The 25,280-nt window shown below is 22.9% G+C and carries 23 protein-coding genes; 9 read left to right on the top strand and 14 right to left on the bottom strand.

Features of this window, described 5'->3' with window-relative positions; translation table 11 throughout:
- Positions 1-17 precede the first annotated feature (17 nt).
- The 12 genes from murG to AB4W67_RS01105 all read right to left on the bottom strand — a co-directional run bounded on the left by murG (position 18) and on the right by AB4W67_RS01105 (position 12,783).
- Positions 18-1,079 carry an undecaprenyldiphospho-muramoylpentapeptide beta-N-acetylglucosaminyltransferase gene (murG, locus tag AB4W67_RS01050; RefSeq protein WP_367682724.1) on the bottom strand — a complete coding sequence of 354 codons (1,062 nt, stop codon included), beginning with the start codon at positions 1,077-1,079 and terminating at the stop codon, positions 18-20.
- On the bottom strand, positions 1,079-2,224 hold the full coding sequence (gene ftsW / locus AB4W67_RS01055) for a cell division protein FtsW (protein WP_367682798.1): 1,146 nt from the start codon (positions 2,222-2,224) through the stop codon (positions 1,079-1,081). The genes murG and ftsW overlap by 1 nt, the downstream gene beginning before the upstream one ends.
- Positions 2,225-2,240: 16 nt before the next feature.
- The gene (gene murD, locus AB4W67_RS01060) at positions 2,241-3,569 is read right to left on the bottom strand and encodes a UDP-N-acetylmuramoyl-L-alanine--D-glutamate ligase (RefSeq protein ID WP_367682725.1); all 1,329 of its coding nucleotides are present in this window, start codon (positions 3,567-3,569) and stop codon (positions 2,241-2,243) included.
- Positions 3,569-4,636, bottom strand: coding sequence for a phospho-N-acetylmuramoyl-pentapeptide-transferase (gene mraY / locus AB4W67_RS01065; protein WP_367682726.1), 1,068 nt, complete (start codon positions 4,634-4,636; stop codon positions 3,569-3,571). Before mraY ends, murD begins: the two co-directional genes overlap by 1 nt.
- A complete protein-coding gene (locus AB4W67_RS01070; protein ID WP_367682727.1) occupies positions 4,633-5,205 on the bottom strand; it encodes a glutamate ligase domain-containing protein in 573 nt (190 codons plus the stop codon). Before AB4W67_RS01070 ends, mraY begins: the two co-directional genes overlap by 4 nt.
- Positions 5,181-5,999: a UDP-N-acetylmuramoyl-tripeptide--D-alanyl-D-alanine ligase gene (gene murF / locus AB4W67_RS01075; protein ID WP_367682728.1), complete on the bottom strand. Its 819-nt coding sequence runs from the start codon at positions 5,997-5,999 to the stop codon at positions 5,181-5,183. Before murF ends, AB4W67_RS01070 begins: the two co-directional genes overlap by 25 nt.
- On the bottom strand, positions 5,996-7,489 hold the full coding sequence (murE, locus tag AB4W67_RS01080) for a UDP-N-acetylmuramoyl-L-alanyl-D-glutamate--2,6-diaminopimelate ligase (RefSeq protein ID WP_367682729.1): 1,494 nt from the start codon (positions 7,487-7,489) through the stop codon (positions 5,996-5,998). The genes murF and murE overlap by 4 nt, the downstream gene beginning before the upstream one ends.
- A 27-nt stretch (positions 7,490-7,516) precedes the next feature.
- The gene (ftsI, locus tag AB4W67_RS01085; RefSeq protein ID WP_367682730.1) at positions 7,517-9,211 is read right to left on the bottom strand and encodes a peptidoglycan glycosyltransferase FtsI; all 1,695 of its coding nucleotides are present in this window, start codon (positions 9,209-9,211) and stop codon (positions 7,517-7,519) included.
- An 88-nt stretch (positions 9,212-9,299) separates the two neighbouring features.
- Complete coding sequence (ftsL, locus tag AB4W67_RS01090) at positions 9,300-9,545, bottom strand: cell division protein FtsL (RefSeq protein ID WP_367682731.1); 246 nt, start codon at positions 9,543-9,545, stop codon at positions 9,300-9,302.
- Positions 9,542-10,480, bottom strand: coding sequence for a 16S rRNA (cytosine(1402)-N(4))-methyltransferase RsmH (rsmH, locus tag AB4W67_RS01095; RefSeq protein WP_367682732.1), 939 nt, complete (start codon positions 10,478-10,480; stop codon positions 9,542-9,544). Before rsmH ends, ftsL begins: the two co-directional genes overlap by 4 nt.
- Positions 10,481-10,586: 106 nt before the next feature.
- On the bottom strand, positions 10,587-11,060 hold the full coding sequence (gene ilvN, locus AB4W67_RS01100; protein WP_367682733.1) for an acetolactate synthase small subunit: 474 nt from the start codon (positions 11,058-11,060) through the stop codon (positions 10,587-10,589).
- A gap of 7 nt (positions 11,061-11,067) precedes the next feature.
- Positions 11,068-12,783, bottom strand: a complete 1,716-nt coding sequence (locus AB4W67_RS01105) for an acetolactate synthase 3 large subunit (RefSeq protein ID WP_367682734.1) — start codon at positions 12,781-12,783, stop codon at positions 11,068-11,070.
- An 869-nt stretch (positions 12,784-13,652) separates the two neighbouring features.
- Between AB4W67_RS01105 and degP the strand changes: the two genes are divergently transcribed.
- A complete protein-coding gene (gene degP / locus AB4W67_RS01110; RefSeq protein WP_367682735.1) occupies positions 13,653-15,089 on the top strand; it encodes a serine endoprotease DegP in 1,437 nt (478 codons plus the stop codon).
- Positions 15,090-15,148: 59 nt separating this feature from the next.
- Here degP and dapD read toward each other — a convergent pair whose 3' ends face one another.
- Positions 15,149-15,967, bottom strand: a complete 819-nt coding sequence (gene dapD / locus AB4W67_RS01115; protein ID WP_367682736.1) for a 2,3,4,5-tetrahydropyridine-2,6-dicarboxylate N-succinyltransferase — start codon at positions 15,965-15,967, stop codon at positions 15,149-15,151.
- Positions 15,968-16,025: 58 nt separating this feature from the next.
- Positions 16,026-16,811, bottom strand: coding sequence for a type I methionyl aminopeptidase (gene map / locus AB4W67_RS01120; protein ID WP_367682737.1), 786 nt, complete (start codon positions 16,809-16,811; stop codon positions 16,026-16,028).
- A gap of 233 nt (positions 16,812-17,044) precedes the next feature.
- Between map and rpsB the strand changes: the two genes are divergently transcribed.
- The 8 genes from rpsB (at position 17,045) to fabZ (ending at position 25,254) form a co-directional block, all read left to right on the top strand.
- Positions 17,045-17,779, top strand: a complete 735-nt coding sequence (rpsB, locus tag AB4W67_RS01125) for a 30S ribosomal protein S2 (RefSeq protein ID WP_367682738.1) — start codon at positions 17,045-17,047, stop codon at positions 17,777-17,779.
- Positions 17,780-17,822: 43 nt separating this feature from the next.
- Entirely contained in the window at positions 17,823-18,626 is an 804-nt protein-coding gene (gene tsf, locus AB4W67_RS01130; protein ID WP_367682739.1) for a translation elongation factor Ts, read from the top strand.
- A gap of 71 nt (positions 18,627-18,697) precedes the next feature.
- On the top strand, positions 18,698-19,414 hold the full coding sequence (gene pyrH / locus AB4W67_RS01135) for a UMP kinase (protein ID WP_367682740.1): 717 nt from the start codon (positions 18,698-18,700) through the stop codon (positions 19,412-19,414).
- A 56-nt stretch (positions 19,415-19,470) separates the two neighbouring features.
- Positions 19,471-20,028, top strand: a complete 558-nt coding sequence (frr, locus tag AB4W67_RS01140; protein ID WP_367682741.1) for a ribosome recycling factor — start codon at positions 19,471-19,473, stop codon at positions 20,026-20,028.
- A 68-nt stretch (positions 20,029-20,096) separates the two neighbouring features.
- On the top strand, positions 20,097-21,293 hold the full coding sequence (gene ispC / locus AB4W67_RS01145; RefSeq protein WP_367682742.1) for a 1-deoxy-D-xylulose-5-phosphate reductoisomerase: 1,197 nt from the start codon (positions 20,097-20,099) through the stop codon (positions 21,291-21,293).
- Positions 21,294-21,365: 72 nt separating this feature from the next.
- Positions 21,366-22,124, top strand: coding sequence for a polyprenyl diphosphate synthase (uppS, locus tag AB4W67_RS01150; RefSeq protein ID WP_367682743.1), 759 nt, complete (start codon positions 21,366-21,368; stop codon positions 22,122-22,124).
- 136 nt (positions 22,125-22,260) lie between these two features.
- On the top strand, positions 22,261-24,696 hold the full coding sequence (bamA, locus tag AB4W67_RS01155) for an outer membrane protein assembly factor BamA (protein WP_367682744.1): 2,436 nt from the start codon (positions 22,261-22,263) through the stop codon (positions 24,694-24,696).
- A gap of 93 nt (positions 24,697-24,789) precedes the next feature.
- Positions 24,790-25,254 carry a 3-hydroxyacyl-ACP dehydratase FabZ gene (fabZ, locus tag AB4W67_RS01160; RefSeq protein ID WP_367682745.1) on the top strand — a complete coding sequence of 155 codons (465 nt, stop codon included), beginning with the start codon at positions 24,790-24,792 and terminating at the stop codon, positions 25,252-25,254.
- The last annotated feature ends 26 nt before the right edge of the window (positions 25,255-25,280 follow it).

A 25,280-nucleotide genomic window follows, 5' to 3' on the forward strand; every position in this document is an offset into this window, starting at 1 on the left:
TATTTAATGATAGTAATTTATTTTTTAGAAATATTATTAATAATTTTAAAAATTTTTATTATAGAATTTTCTGTTCTTAATGAAAATGCTTTTTCTGCCATGATAAGTAACTTTTTTCTATCTAAAGAATTTAATATTTTTAGTATTATTTCTATATTAAATTGATTTTGTTCAATAATTTTTGCAGCACCATTTTTTTTTAAATCTTGTGCGTTTAATAGTTGTTGTTTATCTTTATGTGGATAAGGTATAAATATTGCACCTATTCCTACAGTGATTATTTCACTTACTGTTAATGCTCCAGATCTAGATATTATTAGATCAGCCCATGCATATGCAGAAGCAATATTATCGATAAAAGATGTAATTTTATGTTGATACGAACTATATCTTTTATATTTTTTTTTTGTTTTTTCCAATTCATTTTTTCCTACTTGATGCCAAATAGAAACTTTTGATTTTAAAAAATATGAAATTTTTGGTAAAATATTATTAAAAATAGATGCTCCTTGGCTTCCTCCGATAATTAATATTCTTAAAGGACCTAATCTATTTTTAAAACGATGTTGAGGTGATGAAATTTTAATAATATCTTCTCGAACTGGATTTCCTACAACTTCAGCATTTGGTAAAGCTCCTTTAAAAGCTTGCATATTTTTTGTAGATATTTTAGAAAGCAACTTATTCGTCATTCCTGGAATTTTATTTTGTTCATGCAAAATAAAAGGAATTTTTAAAGACCATGCAGCAATACCTCCAGGACCAGATACATATCCTCCCATTCCTAATACAATATCTGGCAAGTAATTTTGTATAATTTTTTTTATTTTAAAATATGATTTTAACATATATATAGGAGAAAAAATTAATGTTTTTAAATTTGCATTTTTTAATCCATAAATATCAATAAAATGCATTTTTATATTAAATTTAGGTACAATTTCAGATTCTATTTTATTTTTTGTTCCAATCCAATTAATCTTCCATCCATGTTTTATTAAATAATTTGCTATAGTAATTGCTGGAAATACATGTCCACCACTACCTCCTGCTATAATTATTATTTTTTTAGAATGCATTAAGATTTTTCCTTAGGTAATGCTTGATGTTCATATAATCGAAATTCAAAATCAATTCTTATAAGAATACATATAGCCATTAAATTAATAATTAAACTTGATCCACCATAACTAATTAATGGTAAAGTTAAACCTTTAGTAGGTAATATACCAGTAACAGCTCCAATATTAATTAATGTTTGAAAACTAAACCATAAACCAATAGAACACGCTAAAAAACCTGAAAAAATTTGTTTTTTTTCTAAGGATTTTTGTCCAATATACATACATCTAAAAGCAATAACAAAAATCGTTAATAATGTTAAAAAACAGCCTATATATCCTAATTCTTCACCTATAATAGAAAATATAAAATCACTATGAGCTTCAGGTAAATAATTTAATTTTTGTATTGAATTTCCTAATCCTTGACCAAAAAAATGACCTCTTCCTAAAGCTATTAATGATTGTGTTAATTGATATCCATTTCCAAATGGATCTTTCCAAGGATTTAAAAATGTTAACATTCTATTAATACGATATGGTTCTATTAATATTAAAAATATTATTATTATTAAAACTAGACTAATAATTGTACAAAATTGTTTTATTTTTACACCAGAAAGAAATAAAATTGATAATGTGGTTAAAAATAAAACTATAACAGTTCCTAAATCAGGTTCAGCTAATAATAAAATAGATTGTATAGTTATAATAACTACAGGTTTTAAAAACCCCCAATAATTACTATTTACTTCTTTAATCTTTCTTGAAAGATAATTAGAAATATAAAGAAAAGCAGAAATTTTACATATTTCAGAAGGTTGTATGTTTAATATTCCTATATTTATCCATCGATAAGAGCCATGGACTGATTTTCCTATCAGTAAAACAAAAATTAATAATAAAATTGAGAGAATTAGTATTATATTGCTATATTTTTTCCAAATATCTACAGGAATTCGTAAAAAAAAACAAGATAATAAAAACATTAAAATAAAATAAAATATTTCTCTTTTTACAAAAAAAAATGGATCTTGATATAAATTTTCTCCTACAGGTATAGATGTAGATGTTACCATAATTAACCCGGTCACACATAAAGATAAGGTCATCCATACTAATAATCGATCATATAATATGATATCATTTTGATGATTTTTTATTTTTTTTTTAAAAACATTAACCTATTTCCTTTGATAATTTTATAAAAAGATTACCTCGTTCTTCAAAATTTTTAAATTGATCTTTACTACTACATCCTGGAGATAAAAGCACTATATCACCTGAAGTAACTTCTTTAGAAATTAGATTTATAGCATCTTCTAATTTTTTTGTATAAATAGAATTTTTTTGATATATTTTTTCTATTTTCATGCCATCTTTTCCAAAACAGTAAATTTTTACTTTTAATTTTTTTAAATATTTTTTTAATTCTTCAAAATTAGCGCATTTTTTATCTCCTCCTAATAATAATCGTATTGTTCCTTGAGTATTAATATTTGTTAAAGCTGTTTTAGTGCTATTAATATTAGTAGATTTTGAATCATTAATCCAATATATATTATTTTTTTTATGTACTATTTGAAAACGATGTGGTAAACTTACATATTTACTAAGTGTATTAATAACTATTTTTCTATTAAAATTCATATTATCTGAAATTGCAAATGATACTAGTGCATTCTCATAATTTTGATTACTACGTAGTGATGTATTTTTCGTATTCATTATTTTTTGATTCTTATAATATAAATAAGCGTAATTTTTTTTATATTTAATATTATAATCACTCTTAAAAGTACCAAAGGTAATGCATTTTTTATTTTTATTTTGAAAATATAAATTATTTTCTTTAAAATTTTCTTTTAAGTTAAATAAACATATTTTTGAATTTTTATAAATAGATAATTTTATTTTTTTATATTGCTCAAATCCTCCAGGATAACGATCTAGATGATCTGGAGTAATATTCAAAACTACTGCTATTTTTGATTTTAAAGTAAATATATTTTCTAATTGAAAACTAGATAATTCTAATATATATAAGTCAGCTTTTTCTTTAAGCATATCTAATGCTGGAAAACCAATATTCCCTCCTAAACAAACTTTATATCCTGAGTTTTTTGCAATATCTTTTACCATTGTTGAAACAGTGCTTTTTCCATTAGTACCAGTAATAGAGATAATTGGATTTTTTGTTTCTCTAGCAAATAACTCAATATCACTAATAATTTCAATACCTGATAACTTAGCTTCTATTAAAATAGGTTTAAATGAAGATATTCCAGGACTAATAATAATTAAATCTGATTCTAAAATCCATTTTTTATCTAAATTTCCTAGTTTATATTGAATATTTTTAGGTAATTTTTTAAGATAGTAAGGTTTTTTAGATTCATCAATTATTTTAGGGGTTACTCCTTTTTTTAAAAAAAAATTAATACAAGATATTCCTGTTAAACCCATACCTAAAATTAATATTTTTTTTTGTGAATAATTATATAACATTAATACATCCTTAAAGATATAATTCCTATTAATAATAATATAAAAGATATAATCCAAAATCTAATAGTAATTAAATTTTCAGATATACCTTTTATTTCATAGTGATGATGTATTGGCGCCATTTTAAATATTCTTTTTTTCTTTATTTTGAAGTATATTATTTGTAATATTACAGAAACAGTTTCAAAAACAAATATTCCACCCATGATGATTAATAGTAATTGCTGATTTAGTAATATAGATATCATTCCTAATGATCCACCTAATGATAAAGAACCTACATCTCCCATAAATATTTTAGCTGGATAAATATTAAACCATAAAAATCCCAAACTAGAACCAATGATAGCAGAGCATAAAACACTTAATTCATTTGATTTTTCTATATAAGAAATATTTATATAGTTACATATAGTAATATCAGAACTTAAAAAAGCAATTAATCCAAATCCAAATGATATAAAAATTACTGGCATAATTGCCAATCCGTCTAGTCCATCTGTTAAATTTACTGAATTACTTGTTCCTACAAGAACTAAATAAGATAAAAATATATAAAAATAATTAATTTTTATAAATACTTTATCATAGAAGGGGATAACTAATTCAATAGAAATATTTTTCGTATTATTTGAACATATTATATAAATAATAAAAATAGAAATGATTGATAACCAAAAAAATTTCCATAAGATATTTAATCCTCTAGAATTATTATATTTAATTTTTTTTAAATCGTCTAAAAAACCAATTAAACCATATCCTAGTAAAATAAAACAAACATACCATATATATATATTATATAAATCACAGTACAAAAAAATAGAAATACATATTGAAACAAGAATAAGAAGTCCTCCCATAGTAGGTGTATTTTTTTTATACATATGTCTAATAGGTCCATCTTGACGTATTGTTTGAAAATTTTGTATTTTTTTAAAATAGGATATAACATATGGTCCGATAAATAAATTTATAAAAAATGATGTTAATAAACTAAAAATTATTCTAAAAGAAAGAATGTTAAATATTTTACAATTTAACCATTGATCAATTAAAAATATCATTTTTTTTTATACTCTTTTATTAAATATTGTATAATAGTTTCCATTTTCATATTACGTGAACCTTTTACTAAAATCGTGTTTATTTTTTGTTTTAAAATGATTTTTTTTAATTTTTTTTTTAATTTATATTTTTCTAAATAATGTTCTCCATTTTTACATATTTTAAAAATTTCATAACTGTTTTTTCCTAAAGTGAAAATATAATTAATTTTTGAAAAATTAATTATATTGCCTATAATTTTATGATACATTACGCTCTTTTCACCTAATTCAGCCATATCTCCTATTATTAATATTTTATAACCTGGCATTTTTTCTAGAATTTTAATTGCGATAATCATAGAAGCAACATTAGAATTATATGTATCATTAATTAAAATTATATTTTTATTTAATTTAATAGGTTCTAATCTTCCAGGTATAACAGGAGTTTTTAATAATCCAAGTTGAATTTTTTTTAAAGGTATATTAATTGAATACGAAAGAGCGCTAGCAGCTAATGCATTAGATATATTTTGATAACCTAAGAATGGTAATAAAATATCTATTTTACCATTTGGTGTATGCATAGTAAAAGATGTTTGGTGTGCAGATAATTTAATATTAGTAGCGAAAAAATTACTTTCTTTTTTTTTTCTATAGAAAAATAAAGTATTTTTTTATTTTGAATTTTTTTTATCCACTGTGATAAATGATGGCTATCTAAATTAATAATAATTATACTGTTCTTTTTTAAATAAGATAAAATTTCTGATTTTTCTTTTGATACTCCTAACAATGATTTAAAACCTTCTAAATGTGAATGATAAATATTATTTATTAATACAATATTTGGTTCTACAATTTTTGAATTATATTTAATTTCACCTGGTTTATTTGATCCTAATTCAATTACTCCATATTTATCTGCTTTTTTTAGTTTTAGTAATGTTATAGGAACGCCTATATGATTATTAAAATTATTTATTGTATATATCGTATTATCATAGTATTTTTTAATTATAGAAACAGTCATTTCTTTTACTGAAGTTTTTCCACAAGAACCAGTAATAGCTAGTATTTTTGGATTAATTTTTTTACGTAACCAAAATGAAATTTTTCTTAAAGCAATTAATGTATCTTCAACTATAATATAAGAAACACAAAATTTTATTTTTCTATCGGTGATTATTGCAGTACATCCGTTTTTGATAGCTTCTTGAATAAATATATATCCATCAAATTTTTTACCTTTTAAAGTTATAAAAAGTGTTTTTGATTTTATTTCTTTACTATTACTGCTAATATTATTTATTATAATATTTTTTCCATATAAATAACCATTTGTAATATTAGCAATTTTTTTTAACGACACAGGAATCATGTTGTTTTTTCCAATAGATTTAATACTGTTTTTTGATCTGAATAATGAATGTTTTTATTTTTAATAATTTGATAATTTTCATGTCCTTTTCCAGCAATAAAAATTATATCATGAACACTTGTATGAAAAAAAACATAAGAAATTGCTTTTTTTCTATTTGGGATAATTATTATTTTATTTTTTTTTGTACACCCCCTGACGATTTCTTTAATAATTTTATTGTGATTTTCATTTCTCGGGTTATCATTAGTAATAATTATTCTATCTGCTATTTTTTCTGCAATTCTACCCATAATTGGTCGTTTTTTTTTATCTCTTTCTCCTCCACATCCAAATATACACCATATTTTTTTTTTAGAATATTTTAATTTAATAGCATTTAATGATTTTTCTAGTGCATCAGGAGTATGAGCATAATCTATAATAATAATTGGTTTTTTTGTTTTATGAATTTTTTGCATACGTCCATATATTGGTTGAAGCTTATTACATGTACTAATAAGATCAGATAACTGGTATTTCATTTCTAACATACATGCAAATGCTAATAATAAATTTTCTATGTTAAATTCACCTATTAAGTATGTTGATATTATTCCATTACCCCAGCTAGATTCAAATGTTACATTGGTTTTTTCATCATCGTATTTGATATGAGTGGCGTTTAACCATTTTTTAGCATATTTTTTTTGTTCATTATCTTTAATAGTTACAGCAATTGTATATTTATTAGAAAATTTTTTTAACCAATTTTTTGCATATTTATCATTAGCATTTAGGATTATTTTATTTACTTTATGTTTAGTAAAAAATGAAAGTTTACTTAATTCGTATTCTTTCATAGTTTTATGGTAATCCAAGTGTTCTTTTGTTAAATTAGTAAATATTGCAATATAAAAAAAAATATTCTTAACACGATTTTGAATTAAACCATGTGATGATACTTCTATAGTTACTATTTTAACTTTATTTAATACTTTGTATAAAAAAGATTGTATATCTATAATTGATGCAGTTGTATTTTTCGCAGGTTTTAATGATTTATATAATCCATTTCCTAATGTTCCCATTGTAGCAATTTGATTTCCTAATAATTCATTCCATTGATTAATTAATTGGACTACTGTAGTTTTTCCATTTGTACCAGTAACTCCAATTACTTTCATTTTTTTACTAGGCGTATAATAAAATCTGTCTGATAAATTTGGAAGTTTTTGAAATAGTTTAAAAAAAGATATAATAGGGATTTTATTAATATATTTGGTTTCTCCATGTTTTATTTTTTCTTTTGTTTCAGATAAAATTGCTGTGACTTTTTTAGAAATAGCTTCGTAGATAAAATCATGTCCATTTTTATTAACACCCTTTATAGCTATAAAAATATCTTTAGGCTGTAATTTTCTGCTATCTAAAACTAAATTATTAATATCTTTTTCTGGAAGATTTTTAACCCAAGGTGATAAAAATTTTTTTAAGTTATTTTTCTTCATAAAAATTGTTTTTATTTAAATATATTACTATTTTTTATTATTTTGATCTGGTTGAATTTTCATTATTTTTAATACTGATTTCATTATTTCACTAAATACTGGAGCGCAAACTGTACCGCCATAGTATTTTCCTTTTTGAGGATTATCAATAATAATTATTAAAGAAAATTTTGGATTGCTAACTGGTGCAATACCTGCTGTATATGCTATATATTTTTTAATATAAGATCCATTAGAATCCACTTTTTTTGCAGTTCCTGTTTTAATAGCTACGCGATATCCTTTTATTGAAGCTTGAGCTCCACTTTCTCCTGGTTTAACAATATCTTCCATCATACTTAAAACACTTTTTACATATTTTTCAGGAAATATTCTTTTTCCATCTACTGGGTGATTAATTTTAATAATAGAAAGTGGTCGATCAATTCCATAATTTCCAATAATTGTATATAATTTTGCTAGTTGAAGTGGTGTCACCATTAATCCATAACCAAAAGAAAAAGTTGCTTTTTCTAAATTTGATAATGTTTTTTTTTGGGGGATAAATCCTTTTTGTTCGCCAATTAATCCTAAATTAGTTGATTTTCCTAATCCAAATTTTAAATAAGTATTAATTAGATCACTACTTGACATAGATAAAGCTATTTTTGATACTCCTACATTACTAGATTTTTGTAATATTCCTGTAACAGTTAATTTTTCATAATATGAAACATCTTTAATTTTATATTTTTGAATAAAGAATGGTTTAGTATTTATTATTGATTTTGGTGTGATAATTCCTTTTTTTAAAGCATCCATAATAACTAACGGTTTTATTGTTGAACCTGGTTCGTAAGCATCTGTTATAGCTCTATTTCTAAAATTTTTTGGAATTAAATATTGTTTTTCATTTGGATTATAAGCAGGGCTAGTAGCCATTGATAATATTTCTCCAGTCTTTATATTAGTTAAGACGGCAATTCCAAAATTGGCATTATTTTTAAGCACTGCTTGATGTAGTGTTTGATAAGTAATATTTTGTAATTGTTTATCAATACTTAATACTAAATTATTAGGATTTAATTTATTAATTAAAGATTCATTTTCAATGACACGACCTTGATTATCTCTTCTTATTTTTCTTTTTCCTGGTTTTCCTGTTAAATAATCATTAAAACTTTTTTCAACACCTTCAATTCCTATATCATCAATATTATTAATTCCTATAAGTTGCGCAGCAATTTTACCAGAAGGATAATATCTTTTTGCATCTTTTATTAAATAAATACCAGGTAATTTCAGTGCTTTGATATATTTTCCAATTTCTGGGTCAATTTGACGTGCTAAATAAATAAATTTTAAATTTTTATTATTTTCTAAATTAGAAATAATTTTTTCTAATGAAATAGAAAGTAATTTTGATAATAATTTCCATTTTATATTATTTTTGATATCTATATGATTATGAATCATAGTTGGATCTATAAAAACTGAATTTGCTGGTACTGTTACGGCTAATGGAAAACCCATACGATCATTGATTATACCTCTCATATTTATTATAGGTTGTATTCGTAATGTTCTTCGATCTCCTTCATATGATAATTTTTTTGAATTAATAATTTGCAGAAATATTATGCGTAATGTTAAGATAATTAAAAATAAAAAAACAATAGTACATAATATTGAAAAACGAAAATTTATATAAATTTTTTTTCTTGTATTTTTTTTGTTATACATTTGATAATTATCTTTATTTTTTTTAAATTATTTTAAAATTTAAATATTAGGAATAATATTGAATTTTGAACTATTGAATATTTTTTAATTATTTTGAAAGTATTGTAAGTGTATTTTTTTCTATAATTAAATTTCTCCATTCTTCATCTTTTTTTTTTTTTTCAATTTGTAATTTTTCTTCTTCAGAAATTAGTAATCGAGTTTTATAAACTATAATGATAATAGAATTAGCAGATAATATTATTGCAAATAATAAAATTAGATGTATTTTCCAAAATGAAAGAAAATCATTTTTAATAATTTTTGGTAAATCATAGTAGTATTTTTTGTTCATATTAATTCTGCTGTGCGTAATATAGAACTTCTAGATCGAGGATTTTTTTGAATTTCTTTATTATTTGGTAATATACGATTTATAATTTTTAATTTACATATTTGAAGTTTTTTTATTTCTTTTTCTGTGATAGGAATTCCATATGGAATCATTAATTTTGTACTATTTTTAATCATAAAATTTTTAACGATTCTATCTTCTAATGAATGAAAACTAAGAATTACAATTCGACCACCTGGTTTTAAAATTTTTAATATATCTTTTAATGCTTTTTTTATTTCTTCTAACTCTTGATTAATATAAATTCTAATTGCTTGAAAAGTTCTTCTAGCTGGATGTTTAAATCTATTTTTTGATGGTATTGTTCGTTTTATAATATCTACTAATTCAAAAGTTTCAGTAATTTTTTTTTTTTTATTGTAATTTTTAATTGCATATGCAATTTTTTTTGCAAAACGCTCTTCTCCAAAATTTTTTAAAACAAAAGCAATTTTTTTAATATCACTTTTATCAATCCAGTCTGAAGCTGTAATTCCAATTTTTTGATTCATTCTCATATCTAAAGGTCCATTTTTTTTAAATGAAAAACCTCTTTTACTATCTTCTATTTGATATGAAGACATACCTAAATCAAATAATATACCATTAACCTTTCCAATAATATTTTGAGATTTTGAAAAATTTAAAATATTTGAGAAATCATCATGAAATATATTAAAACGTATATCTTTTATTTTTTTTGCTATTAATACAGAGTTAAAATCTTTATCCATAGCATATAATTTACCATCTTTTCCTAATTTTTTTAAAATTTCAGTTGAATGTCCACCCATTCCAAATGTGCCATCAATATAAATACCATTTTTTTTAATATTCAATGATTTAATTGATTCTTTTTTCATCACAGGAATATGTTCTATATTTTTTTTATTCATAGTAGAATTTTTTGTAAAGAGAAAACATGGTCATTTATATTTTAACGACCATGTTGAATATTATATATTTTATATTTTAATATTAATAATAGAAAAATAAATTTTATTAACCTCGAGAAATACCTACTATTCCAGAACGAGTCATTTCAATAATTTCTGATATATTACGAATTATTTTAAGAAAAGAATCTAGTTTTTTTGTTGTACCTGAAAGTTGTAGTATATATGTTGCAGAAGTAATATCTACAATTTGTCCTCGAAAAATTTCAGTAATATGTTTAATATCGTTTTTACAGTTATTTGTTGATACTTTTAATAACATAATTTCACGTTCTATATGTGATGTTTGTTCAATTCTTATAACTCTTAATACATCAATTAATTTATATAATTGTTTTTCAATTTGCTCAATAGATTTTTCATTACCTACTGTTTGTATTGTCATTTTCGAAAGTGAAAAATCCTCAGTAGGTGCTACTGTCACTGTTTCTATATTATATCCTCTTTGTGAAAATAGTCCTATGACACGAGATAATGCACCTGATTCATTTTCTAAAATAATAGATAAGATTCTTCGCATATTTTTATTAACAATCCTCTTTTTTCCTTAAACACATTTCATTCATACCTCCTCCTTGAATTTGCATAGGATAAACGTGCTCGGAATTGTCTATTTGGATATCTAAAAAAACTAGATTTCCTTCTTTAAGTTTTTTTAATGAAAACATTATATTTTTTTCTAATTCTTCTTTCTTATCTACACGTAATCCAATATGTCCATAAGATTCTACTAATTTTACAAAATCTGGAAGAGAATTCATGTATGAATGGGAATGTCTTCCGGAATAAATCATATCTTGCCATTGTTTTACCATGCCTAAAGAAGAATTATTTAAATTTAATATTAAAATAGCTAAATTATATTGTTTTGCAGTAGATAATTCTTGAATATTCATTTGAATACTACCATCTCCGGTAATACAAATGACAGTAGATTCAGGTAATGCGAATTTTACACCTAAAGCTGCAGGAAAACCAAAACCCATAGTACCTAATCCGCCTGAGTTAATCCAATGTCTAGGTTTATTAAATTTATAATATAATGCTGTAAACATTTGATGTTGACCTACATCGGAAGTGATATATGCTTCTCCTTTGGTTAATTTTGAAATTATTTCAATAACATTTTGTGGTTTTATTTTTTTACTATTTATATCATATTTTAAACTTTTAATTTTTTTCCATTCATTAATAGTAGACCACCATTTTTTTAAAGAGTGAATTTTTTTCTCTTTTTTTATTAGTGTTATTAATTCTTTTAAAATATTTCGAGCATCTCCTACTATTGGAATATCTGCAGAAACAGTTTTAGAAATAGATGTAGGGTCAATATCAACATGTAAAATAGTTGCATTTGGACAGTATTTTTTTAAATTATTTGTTGTTCTATCATCAAATCTCACTCCAATCGCAAAGATAACATCAGCGTGATGCATAGCCATATTAGCTTCGTAAGTACCATGCATTCCTAACATTGATACACTTTGAACATGGTTGCTTGGAAATGCACCTAAACCCATTAAAGATGTAGTTACAGGACAATTAATTTTTTCAGAAAATTCAATTAATTCATGACTACAATTAGAGCTAATAACTCCTCCTCCTGCATAAATAATAGGTTTTTTTCCTTTTAGTAGTATACTAAGTGCTTTTTTGATTTGTCCTTGGTGGCCTTTTTTTGTTGGATTATAGGAGCGTATATGTATATTTTTAGGCCATGTAAATATAGATTTACTTTTTTGTTTTAAAATATCTTTCGGTATATCAATCACTACTGGTCCAGGACGTCCAGTTGAAGCAATCCAAAAAGATTTTTTAAAAATAATAGGTATATCTTCAGTTTTTTTAATTAAAAAACTATGTTTTACAATTGGTCGAGAAATTCCGATCATATCACATTCTTGAAATGCATCATATCCAATTAATGATAATGCTACTTGTCCTGAAATTACCACCATAGGAATGGAGTCCATATAAGCAGTAGCAATACCAGTAATTGCATTGGTTGCACCTGGACCAGATGTAACTAAAACTACACCTGTTTTACCAGTAGATCTTGCATATCCGTCTGCCATATGAGTAGCAGCTTGTTCATGTCTTACTAAAATATGTTTAATTTCACTAATGTTTTTTAGTGCATCATAAATATCTAGTACTGCACCACCAGGATAACCAAATATATGTTTTACTCCTTGATTAATCAATGATCTAATAACCATTTCGGCTCCTGATAATATTTCCATTTTTTCCTCCAGGATGCTATTTATTAGGTTTATTCCTATTTTTATTTGTAGTTTATCCTGATAGTTTATCTAGATAAAGTAAGAAGAATATATTTAAAAATATTTAAATTAAATTTTTTATTATTGCAAATATATTAAATATTATCAACAATTTGAAATTAAATTAAATATTAAAATAATTAAATTATTTTTAAAAATAAAAATTTTAATAAAATTGTTTTTTAAATTAAGATGGTGTTTAAAAAATATTAGTTAATTAATTTTAATATAATTTTTTATTTTACTCAATTTTTATAAATTAGGATATAAACTGTTTTTAAAAATAATTATCATTGAATTTTTTTATAAAATTTTTATAAAATTAGAAGGAGATATTTGTATAAATTTTTATGGATTAAAAGAATAATGATAAGGTTTATTTTGACTCTTAAACTCTCATATATTAAAGTAAATTGTTTTAATTCATATCCTAGTAAATTATCTTTTTAAGAATTTTAATTATTTTTAAAAAGTAGTTTTAAATTTTAGATTTTTTATACAAATATTATATATTTATATGGATAATATATAAAAAATTATTATACAGATAAAAAATATAAAATAAATAGAAAATAATTATGTTTTGTCATTCATGTAATTCTTTGTAAAACTATTATTCTATCTAGAATCATTAAAATACTCATTAAATATATTATAAAATTATAATTTTAAAAAGTTTTTAATATTTTTTAGTATTACCTATTTTTTTACTTTTTGATTAATGGAGTTAACTAATAATGAAGTGTATACTAAAACTTTATTTTTAAAATTTTTTTATATTATCCGTTTTTGTTGAAATAAGATTAGATTGTATTTATGAGAAAGAAATAATGAAAAAAATAAATATAGTATTAGGTGGTATAGTATTTTTTTTAACTTTATTATTAAGTTTTGGAATGTCTTTAGAAAATAAAAGTTCTGTTTCTAATGTTGCTTCAAATACTTATACTATGCCTAGTTTAGCACCTATGTTAGAAAAAGTTATGCCATCAGTAATCAGTATAAATATTGAAGGAAGCACTACAATTCATAGTTCTCGCTTACCTCATCAATTTTCACCATTTTTTAATGATAATTCTCCTTTTTGTCAAGGAAATTCTCCATTTAGAAATTCTCCTTTTTGTCGTTTTAATTCAAATTCTGATGAAACAAAAGAGATTTTTCATGCATTAGGTTCTGGTGTGATTATTGATGCTCAAAAAGGATATGCTGTAACTAATAATCATGTTGTAGAAAATGCCAAAAAGATTCAAGTACAATTAAGTGATGGTCGTCGTTATGAGGCGCATGTAATTGGAAAAGATCCACGTTCTGATATTGCTTTAATACAATTAAAAAATGCTAGTAATTTAAGTGAAATAAAAATTGCAGATTCTGATGCTTTAAGAGTAGGTGATTATACTGTAGCTATTGGAAATCCTTATGGTTTAGGTGAAACTGTTACATCTGGTATTATTTCTGCTTTAGGGAGAAGTGGTTTAAATATTGAACATTATGAAAATTTTATTCAGACAGATGCAGCAATTAATAGAGGCAATTCTGGTGGTGCTCTAGTGAATCTTAATGGTGAATTAATAGGAATTAACACTGCAATATTAGCTCCAGATGGTGGAAATATAGGTATAGGTTTTGCAATTCCAGGAAATATGGTTAAAAACCTTACAGCACAAATGGTTCAATTTGGACAAGTAAGACGTGGTGAATTAGGAATTATTGGAATGGAGCTAAATTCTGATTTAGCAAAAATTATGAAAGTTAATACTCAAAAAGGTGCTTTTGTAAGCCAAGTTTTACCTGATTCTTCTGCATTTCAAGCTGGTATTAAAGCTGGAGATGTAATTGTTTCTTTAAATAAAAAACCTATTTCTAGTTTCTCAGCGTTGCGAGCTGAAATAGGATCTTTACCGGTAGCTACAAAAATGGAGTTAGGTATATTTCGAAATGGTATAATTAAAGATATAATTGTTGAGTTAAAACCATCATCTATAAAAAATAGTGTTAGTTTAGGAAATATTTATTTAGGTATTGAAGGTGCTAGTTTATCTAATTATATTTCAGATAAACAAAAAGGTGTTAAAGTAGATAACATTAGAGTAAATACTCCAGCTTCAAAAATTGGCTTTAAAAAAAATGATATTATTATAGCAGTAAATCAAAAATCTATAAATAATATTGATGATTTAAAACATGCTTTAGATATTAAACCTAATGTCTTACTTTTTACTGTAAAAAGAGGAAATAATAACATTTACTTAGTAAGTGAATAGTTTTTTTTGTATGTCCGCCCGATTTTATTAACTACGGGCGGTTTTTTATTATAATTAAATTAATTTAAATTACGTAATAGTTTATTAATTTCTACTTTGCTTAATGTTTGACTATCAACTTTTTTTACAATAATTGCAGCATATAAACTATATTTTCCGTTTTTCGAGGGCAAGCTTCCAGGTACTACAACAGAATTTGAAGGAACTTTTCCATAAGAAATTTCTCCTGTTTCTCTATTATAAATTTTTGTACTTTGACCAATAAAAACACCCATAGATATTACAGCACCTTTTTCTACAATTACCCCTTCTACAATTTCAGAACGAGCTCCGATAAAACAATTATCTTCAATAATAGTAGGATTATTTTGTAATGGTTCTAAAACACCACCTATTCCAACTCCTCCAGATAAATGTACATTTTTTCCAATTTGTGCACATGATCCTACAGTAGCCCAAGTATCTATCATAGTACCTTGATCTATATATGCACCTATATTAATATAAGAAGGCATAATAACTGTATTCTGATGAATAAATGCACCATATCTAATTGTCGCAGGTGGTACTATACGAATTTTTTCCTTTTTAAAATCTTCTTCTGTATAATGATGATATTTTAATGGTATTTTATCGTAGTAATTAGTATTTTTTTCTAAAAAAATACTATTTTTTGTAAAATACATATATAATAAAATTGCTTTTTTTAACCATTGATTAGTTATCCATTTATCATTTTTTTTTTCTGAAATTCTTATTTTACCTTGATTTAACAATTGAATTACATTTTGTATAACTTGATATGTTTGAATATCAATTTTTTGAAAATTAATTTTATTTTCATAGGTGTGTTCAATAATTTTTTTAAATTTATTCATTTATAAAATATCCTAATTTATTGTTTGATATAAAATTAAAAAAAATTTTTATTTTTTATCATTGATTAATAAGATTGGGAAGTATTTTTTCTTTTTTTTGCCATGTTAAAATATCACATCCTTGATCTGTAACTAAAATAGTATGTTCATATTGAGCAGATAAAGACTGATCTTTAGTTTTAACTGTCCATCCATCTTTCATGCATTTTACTTCTGATTTTCCTGCATTAATCATAGGTTCAATAGTAAAAACCATTCCTTTTTTTAAAATTATTTTATTATTATTTTTATAGTGTAATATATGTGGTTCTTCATGGAAAGAAGAACCAATTCCATGACCACAGTATTCTTTTACAACTGAGAAATTATGATCTTCAACATAATTTTGAATTATTTCTCCAATTTTAAAAATTGGTATTCCTGGATTTATTATTTTTAAAGATTTATAAAGACTTTCTTGAGCAACTTTGCATAAACGTTTAGATAAATTACTTATTTTTCCTACAAAAAACATTTTTGAAGCATCTGCATAATAATTGTTTTTAATAACTGTAACATCAATATTAACTATATCGCCTGTTTTTAAAATTTGTTTTTTATTTGGAATACCATGACAAACTACATCATTAACAGAAATACAAACAGATTTTGGAAATCCATGATACCCCAAGCATGCCGGAGTTGCATTTTCTTGTTTAATGAAATTATGACAGATATTATTTAATTCTTCTGTATTTATATTTGGTTGAACATATTCTTCAATCATTTCTAATACTCTAGCAACTAGTTTTCCGGATATTTTAATTTTTTCTATTTCTGTTTTTTGTTTTATCATATGGTTCATAATATTTATCCATTTTAAAAATAAAATTAATATTTACACAATAAATAAAAAATTGTTTAAAAATTTTTTTAATTTAATAAAAAATAAAATATGTGCTCAATTATTACTGTTCTTAAACATTGAATATGATATATTTTATTAAAGTTTTAAATATATTTAATATAATATATATAATTCAGGATTTATATTTTTTAATATTTATAAATAACATCAAAATAATTTAAGGAATTAATATGGAAATAGTATCAATGAGAGATATGTTAAAAGCAGGTGTTCATTTTGGACATCAAACACGTTATTGGAATCCAAAGATGAAACCTTTTATTTTTGGCTCTAAAAATAAAGTACATATTATTAATTTAGAAAAAACTCTTCCAATGTTTAATTTTGCTTTATTAGAATTAAAAAAGATATCTTTTAAAAAAGGAAAAATTTTATTTGTTGGAACGAAAAAAGCAGCTAGTAAAAAAATTAAGGAAACAGCAATTAATTGCAATCAATTTTATGTTCATCATCGTTGGTTAGGTGGTATGTTAACTAATTGGAAAACAGTTCGTCAATCTATTAAACGTTTAAAGGATCTAGAAATAGAATCTAAAGATGGGACTTTTTTAAAACTTACTAAAAAAGAAGCTTTAATACGAACACGAGAACTATATAAATTAGAAAATAGTTTAGGTGGTATAAAAAATATGGGAGGGTTACCAGATTGTTTATTTGTTATTGATGCTGCTCATGAACACATTGCAATTCAAGAAGCAAATAATTTAGGGATACCAGTATTTGCTGTTGTAGATACAAATGCTAATCCTGATGGTATAGATTATATTATACCTGGAAATGATGATGCTATTCGTTCTATTTCATTATATTTAAAAGCTGTTTCAATGAGTATTTGTAGAGTAAATAGAAATAATTTATCAGATGAAATATTTATTACACCTAAAGAAAATACATATGTTGAATAAATAATTTATATATTATTTTTTTTATATTTTAGAGGGAAATTTCATGATTTCAATTAATGCTGCATTAATTAAAAAATTAAGATTGTTAACAGGTGTTGGTTTCATGGAATGTAAACGAGCACTATTAGAAGAAAACGGTAATATTGAATTATCAATTGATAATTTAAGAAAGTCTGGTCAAATGAAAGTTGTACAAAAATTAAAAAATACTACAAATCAGGGTGCAATATTTTCAAAAGTTCAAGATCATATTGGAGTTATTTTTGAACTAAATTGTGAAACTGATTTTGTATCAAAAGATAATTTATTTATTAATTTAGGTCAAGAAATTATCTCAGTAGCATTTTTAAAAAATATAAATAATCTTTTTGATATAAGAAGTTATTTTAAAGAAAAAATAACAGATTTAATTATAAAATTTGGTGAAAATATTCAAATTAGTAGGTTTAATATTATACAGGGAGATCATATATTTTCTTATGTACATAGGAGTCGAATTGGTGTATTAGTTAGTGCTAAAAATTTAAATAAAGAAATATTAAAAAATATAGCTATGCATATAGTAGCAAGTAAACCTGAGTATATTTATCCTAAAGACATACCTGATTCTATTTTTAAAAGAGAATATAATATCCAATTAGAATTAGTAAAAAAATATAAAAAACCTATTAATATATTAAAAAAAATCGTTGATGGTCGTATGAACAAATTTGTAAATAATATTTCATTAGTAGGTCAAGATTTTATTGTTGATTCAAATAAAAAAGTAGGTCAAATATTAAAAGACAATAAAGGTAGTATTATATCTTTTATTAGATTTGAACTTGGGGAAAAACTACTTAAATAATAGTTAATATTTTTTTGTTTTATATTTATAATAAAATTTATATATGAAATATTTTTTTTTGGATAAAATATATGTCTACCAATATATACTCTCGTATTTTGTTGAAAATAAGTGGTGAAGTATTACAAGGAAGAAATAAATTTGGTATTGATATAAATTCTTTAAAAAAAATAGCTAAAGAAATAAAATTAATATTAAATATTGGTGTTCAAGTTGGTTTAGTAATTGGTAGTGGGAATTTATTTCGCGGTACAACTTTATCTAAAGTTGGTATAAATAGAATCGCTTGTGATCATATTGGAATATTATCTACAATTATTAATAGTTTAGCAATGCAAGATATCATGAATAATTATTCTATTCATTCCTGTGTTATGTCTCCTATTCCATTACATGGAATATGTGAAACTTATACATATCAAAGGGCGATTAAACTTTTATCAAAACATTATGTAGTAATTTTCGCAGCAGGCATAGGAAATCCATTATTTACAACTGATTCTGCTGCATGTCTACGTGGTATTGAAACACAATCAGATATAATTTTAAAAGGTACTAAAGTTGATGGGGTATATTCTAAAGATCCAGAAAAATATTCTCAGGTTACTTTGTATAAAAAATTAACGTATAGAGATGTTATCAAACATGAATTAAAAGTGATGGATTTATCTGCATTTTTATTAGCTAGAGATCATAATTTACCAATTATAGTTTTTAATATTAATAAAAATGAATCTTTATATCGTATTATTAAAGGATATAATGAAGGTACAATTATCACAAATTAAAAAAATTAAAATGTTAATTTATAATAACGAATTGTAAAAAATATATAGGTAACTACGTGATTAATAAGATCTATGTTAAAAGTAATCAAAAAATGGAAATTTGTCTTAAAAGTTTTAAAAATCAATTAAATAATATTCGTACTGGAAGGGCATCTCCAGAACTACTTAATGATATATATATTGAATATTTTGGTTCTCAAGTATCACTTCCTAAAATATCTAATATAGTAGTTGAAAATTATCATACACTTAAAATTAACGTATTTGATAGTTATAGTACACCTTTAATAAATAAAGCTATTTTAAATTCTAATCTTAATTTAAATCCTATTATTCATGGTAAAGATATTATTGTTCCTATACCAGGACTTACAGAGGAACGAAGAAAACATCTTATTAAAATTATAAAAAATAATGCAGAAAATACGCGAGTTTGTATACGAAATATTCGAAGAAATGCTAATGAAGAAATTAAACTTCATGTAAAAAATAAAATTATTGGAGAGGATCAAGAACGTATTGCTCAAAATAAAATTCAAAATATTACAAATGAATATATTAAAAAAATAGAAAAAATCTTATTAATAAAAGAAAAAGAGCTTATGGAATTTTAATATATTTTAAAAAATATATAATATTATCTTAAAGATATCTTAATTTAATAAAAATATTTAAAATACTTATGAAACGAGTAACAATTTTAGGATCAACTGGTTCAATTGGTACTAGTACATTATCTATTATTAAAAAAAATTCTACTTTATTTAAAGTAGTTGCATTAGTAGCTAATAAAAATATTTCTGTTATGTTAAAACAATGTGAGATATTTACTCCTGATTGGGTGGCTATGAAAAATGAAAAATCTGCTAATATACTTAGAAAGAAACTAAAAGAAAAAAATATTCAAACTCAAGTTTTATCTGGAGATAAAGAAATTTGTGCGCTTGCTGCATTAGAACAGATTGAATATGTAGTTTCTGCTATTGTTGGAATAGCAGGTTTATTACCTACTTTATCAGCTATATATGCTGGTAAAATAATTTTATTAGCAAATAAAGAATCTTTAATTACATGTGGTAATCTATTTATGAAAGCTGTTATTTCTCATAAAGCTCAGATTATTCCTATTGATAGTGAACATAACGCTATTTTTCAAGTTTTACCTAAGTATTTTCAAAAAAATTTAGGTAAAATAAGTTTAAAAAAAGCTAATGTTAAATCTATTATTTTAACTGCTTCTGGTGGTCCATTATTTAATTTTAAAAAAAGAGACTTGCCTTTTGTTAAACCATCTCAAATATATTCACACCCAAATTGGTCAATGGGAAAAAAAATTTTAGTAGATTCAGCCACAATGATAAATAAAGGTTTTGAATATGCTGAAGCAAGATTGCTATTTAATGCTTCAGATAGTGAAATTAATATCATCATTCATCCTCAATCAATTATCCATTCAATGGTTGAGTATATTGATGGATCGGTATTAGCACAACTTTCTTTACCAGATATGAGAGTAGCTATTTCATATGCATTTTCTTTTCCTGATCGAATTCCTTCTGGATCTAGTTTTTTAGATTTTAAAAAAATAAATAATTTAAGTTTTTTTACACCTGATTTTATAAAATTTCCATGTTTAAAATTAGCAATTGATGCATTTATTTATGGAAAATCAGCTATGATAGTATTAAATGCTGCTAATGAAGTCACTGTATCTGCTTTTTTAAATTCAAGAATTTCATTTAATAAAATATTTGAAATTAACAATGATATTTTAATGTCATCTAATTTATTAGAACCTCTTTCTATTGAAGAGGTTATAGATATTGATCAAAAAACTAGAATAAACACAAAAAAAAGAATATTATCATTATCATCTTAAAATTAATATTATTTTAGTGTAAAGTGTTTTTTCTTTGATAAGAAAATATTGCATATAGAGATAATATATTTAATGTTATGTAAACAATGTAAATTACATAAAGAAAATAAAAAAAATTTTCCTAATCATGTTGCAATTATTATGGATGGAAATGGACGATGGGCAAAAAAAAGAAATAAAATACGTACTTTTGGACATAAAGAAGGTTTTAAAGCAGTAAAAAGAACAATAAAATTTGCTCTTCAAAATAAAATAGAAATATTAACATTATATACTTTTAGTAAAGAAAATTGGAAACGCCCAAAATTAGAAGTACAATCTTTGCTAAAAATATTTTTATTTGCATTAAAAAGTGAAATTTATTATTTAAAAAAATATAATATTTGTCTTAAAGTAATAGGTGATTTAACTTCTTTTAATAATGAATTGCAGTCATATATACATTATGTAGAAAAAATTACCTTTAGTAATACTGGATTAATTTTAAATATTGCTGCAAATTATAGTGGAAAATGGGATATATTACAGGGTGTTAAAAAAATTTTAACTGCTATTCAAAAAGGATATTTAAATATTAATCAAATTGAAGAAAATACGTTTTCTCAATATTTATCTACGCATCAATTATCACCAGTAGATTTAGTTATTAGAACTGGTGGTGAAAAAAGAATTAGCAATTTTTTTTTATGGCAAATAGCTTATTCTGAATTGTATTTTACTGATGTTCTATGGCCTGATTTTAATTCTTATATATTTCAAGAAGCAATTGATTATTTTAGTACTAGAAATCGTACTTTTGGAGGATTAGTTCAAGATGAAAAAAAAATTTAATTTTATTTAAATTGTATATAAATATTTTTTGATGTTTTAATTTATATCAAAATTTTATTTTTTTATTTTCTAATTTCTTTTAGATTGTATACAAATACAAAAAAGTATTAGATCTATTGCAGGAAAAAATGCAATAATGTTAATTAAAAAATTTTTTATAATTTTTTTAATGTTTTTTAGTATAAATATTTATTCAAAATCTTTATGGACTGTAAAAAACATTGAATTTAAAGGATTAAAAAATTGTACAAAACAAGAAGTATTAGGAAATATTTTATTTAATATTGGTGATAAAATATCTAAAAATGATATCCAAAAAAGCATTAGATTATTATTTAAAACAGGTAAATTTTCAGATATTCAAGTTTTTTTTTCTACTAATAATTCTATAATTTTTAAGATTAAAGAACAACCTTTAATTTTTCATATTGATGTTTTTGGAAATCATATTATTCCAAAAAAAAATTTTAATGAGTATTTAAAAAAACTAGGAATGGAAATAGGTAAACAATACAATCCTTATTTAAAATATATTTTTATTCAAAATATAAAAAAACTTCATTATCATTTTGGAAGATATCAATCAAGTATTAGATTATTAACAAATTTTTCTTCAAACAACCGAGTTAATATAAAAATATTAATTAATGAGGGGAATTTATTAAAAATAAATCATATTAAAATTATTGGAAATAAAAGTTTTTCTAGAGAAAAAATTATTTCATTATTTAAATTAAAAGATTATGCATCTTGGTGGAATATTTTTGAAAAACGTATTTATTATGCAGACGAGTTAGAGCGAGATATAAACAATTTACATAATTTTTATTTAAATCATGGATTTTATTATTTTAGTATAGATAAAAAAATAGTTAATTTTTTAAAAAATAAAAATAAAGTAAATATTATTTTAAAAATATCTGAAGGTAATCAATATAAAATTTCTAATTTTTTTATTAACGGTAATTTTTTAAAATATTATACGCAAATAAAAAATCTAATTTCTATTAGTTCTAATGAAATTTACAATAAAGAAAAAATTCAATTAATCATTCAAAGAATAAAATATTTTTTATCTGAAAGAGGATATATTAATACGCAAATTGAAATTAATCCTGAAATTAACTTTATCAAAAAAACTATAATTTTAAATTTTAATATAAATATAAATCAACGTTATTTTATAAATCAGATATATTTTAAAGGTAATAAATTAACTAAAGATATAGTTTTACGTCGTGAAATAAAACAATCTGAAGGTGAATGGTGTAATTTAAAATTACTTGATTTAAGTAAAGAAGCATTAGAAAAAATTAAGTATATATATGATATTAAAATGATTAAAGAGTTTTTACATGATAAAGATAATGCTGTTAATATTATTTATGAATTGAAAGAACGTAATACTGGTTCGTTAAATTTTGGATTAGGTTATGGAAAAGAAAGTGGTATTAGTTTCAACACTTCTATTTCAAAAGATAATTTATTTGGACTGGGAAATTTTTTTAAAGTCAGTGCTATTAAGAATGACAATCAAAAATATATAGACTTTCAAATGACATATCCATATTTTTTTGATAATGGTACGAATTTAAATAGTAGATTGTTTTACAATAATTTTATATATCATTTTAATGATATGTCGAATCTAATAAAAAAAACATTTGGTTTTGAAAATGATTTAAGTTTTTTAATTAATAATGCTAATAGATTTAATGTAGGTGTAGGATATACTCATAATAGTTTAATTAATCAAGATAGTACGTCAAATAATAGCCTTATTAAAATAAATAAAAAAAATTTAACTAGTAATTCAAAAGAAATTCTTGATGATCAATTTTTAACAAATAGTTTAATGAATGATATTACTTTAAATTATTCTTTTTTACATGATACTTTAAAAAGTTTATATTTTCCTATTTCTGGAAATCAAACTTATTTAATTGGAAAGAACACAATTCCTGGTTCTGATAATAATTTTTATAAATTTTTATTAGATACTGAACAATATATTCCTTTAGATACAGAAAAAGAATTTATATTTTCAGCTCATTTTAAAGCTGGATTCGGAGATAGTTTTAATAAATCAAAATTGCCTTTTTATGAATCTTTTCATTTAAATAACTCAAATTATATACGTGGATTTGGTGTTAACACTATTGGTCCTAAAAAAAAATATGCTATTAATAAAATACAAGAATGTTTTGGGTATAAAAAAAATAATTTTTGTGAATCTATTGAATCAATTGGTGGGAATGCTATTTTAGTTGCTAATTTAGAATTGATCATACCTATTCCATTCATTAAAAAAGATTATACGCAATTTCTTAGACCTTCATTTTTTTTAGATTTTGGAAATATTTGGGATACTAAGTTAATACAAGAAAAAAATCAATCTGATATTAAATTTATAGATTTTAACCAATTAAAAAATTTTCATTCATCAGTTGGATTTGCTTTGCAATGGTTTTCTCCAATTGGACCATTAGTTTTTTCTTATGCACACCCTATTCAAAAAAATGAAAATGATCAAATTGAAAAATTTCAATTTAGTATTGGTAAAAATTGGTGATTTATATAATATTTACATATTTTATTTTTTTAATGTATTAGTTATTATTAATATAATATATTTTTTATTTTATTTTTTTATAAGGTGAATATTTTGAGTTTTAATCATCATGATTACATTCTAGATATTAAAGAAATTCTAAGAATTTTACCTCATCGTTATCCTATGCTATTAATCGATAAAATTATTAAATTTAAGGTATTTGATTATTTGAAAGCTTTGAAAAATTGTTCGATAAATGAGCCATTTTTTCAAGGTCATTTTTTAGAAGAACCTATTTTTCCAGGTGTTTTATTAATTGAATCTATGACTCAAGCAGCTGCTATTTTAATATATGTTAGTACGGGTATATTAAGAATTAATCAATTATATTATTTTATTGGTATTGAGAATGCTAGATTTAAAAAAAATGTTATTCCTGGAGATCAAATTATTATTACAGTAATTTATTTAAAAACTCAAAAAAATTTAGTAAAATTTAAAGTTTTTGCTATGGTGAATAATCAAAAAATTTGTTATGCCACCATTCTATTTTATAAAAAAGTTTATATTAAATAAAAATTTATATTTTAAATTTGGAAAAT

Source organism: Buchnera aphidicola (Protaphis terricola) (genome assembly GCF_964059145.1).
GTDB lineage: Bacteria > Pseudomonadota > Gammaproteobacteria > Enterobacterales > Enterobacteriaceae > Buchnera > Buchnera aphidicola_BP.

Coding starts and splice junctions, on each gene's coding strand:
- murG (WP_367682724.1), bottom strand. CDS start 1,079: ATGCATTCTAAAAAAATAATAATTATAGCAGGAGGTAGTGGTGGACAT.
- murD (WP_367682725.1), bottom strand. CDS start 3,569: ATGTTATATAATTATTCACAAAAAAAAATATTAATTTTAGGTATGGGT.
- mraY (WP_367682726.1), bottom strand. CDS start 4,636: ATGATATTTTTAATTGATCAATGGTTAAATTGTAAAATATTTAACATT.
- AB4W67_RS01070 (WP_367682727.1), bottom strand. CDS start 5,205: ATGCATACACCAAATGGTAAAATAGATATTTTATTACCATTCTTAGGT.
- murF (WP_367682728.1), bottom strand. CDS start 5,999: ATGATTCCTGTGTCGTTAAAAAAAATTGCTAATATTACAAATGGTTAT.
- murE (WP_367682729.1), bottom strand. CDS start 7,489: ATGAAGAAAAATAACTTAAAAAAATTTTTATCACCTTGGGTTAAAAAT.
- ftsI (WP_367682730.1), bottom strand. CDS start 9,211: ATGTATAACAAAAAAAATACAAGAAAAAAAATTTATATAAATTTTCGT.
- ftsL (WP_367682731.1), bottom strand. CDS start 9,545: ATGAACAAAAAATACTACTATGATTTACCAAAAATTATTAAAAATGAT.
- rsmH (WP_367682732.1), bottom strand. CDS start 10,480: ATGAATAAAAAAAATATAGAACATATTCCTGTGATGAAAAAAGAATCA.
- ilvN (WP_367682733.1), bottom strand. CDS start 11,060: ATGCGAAGAATCTTATCTATTATTTTAGAAAATGAATCAGGTGCATTA.
- AB4W67_RS01105 (WP_367682734.1), bottom strand. CDS start 12,783: ATGGAAATATTATCAGGAGCCGAAATGGTTATTAGATCATTGATTAAT.
- degP (WP_367682735.1), top strand. CDS start 13,653: ATGAAAAAAATAAATATAGTATTAGGTGGTATAGTATTTTTTTTAACT.
- dapD (WP_367682736.1), bottom strand. CDS start 15,967: ATGAATAAATTTAAAAAAATTATTGAACACACCTATGAAAATAAAATT.
- map (WP_367682737.1), bottom strand. CDS start 16,811: ATGAACCATATGATAAAACAAAAAACAGAAATAGAAAAAATTAAAATA.
- rpsB (WP_367682738.1), top strand. CDS start 17,045: ATGGAAATAGTATCAATGAGAGATATGTTAAAAGCAGGTGTTCATTTT.
- tsf (WP_367682739.1), top strand. CDS start 17,823: ATGATTTCAATTAATGCTGCATTAATTAAAAAATTAAGATTGTTAACA.
- pyrH (WP_367682740.1), top strand. CDS start 18,698: ATGTCTACCAATATATACTCTCGTATTTTGTTGAAAATAAGTGGTGAA.
- ispC (WP_367682742.1), top strand. CDS start 20,097: ATGAAACGAGTAACAATTTTAGGATCAACTGGTTCAATTGGTACTAGT.
- uppS (WP_367682743.1), top strand. CDS start 21,366: ATGTTATGTAAACAATGTAAATTACATAAAGAAAATAAAAAAAATTTT.
- bamA (WP_367682744.1), top strand. CDS start 22,261: ATGTTAATTAAAAAATTTTTTATAATTTTTTTAATGTTTTTTAGTATA.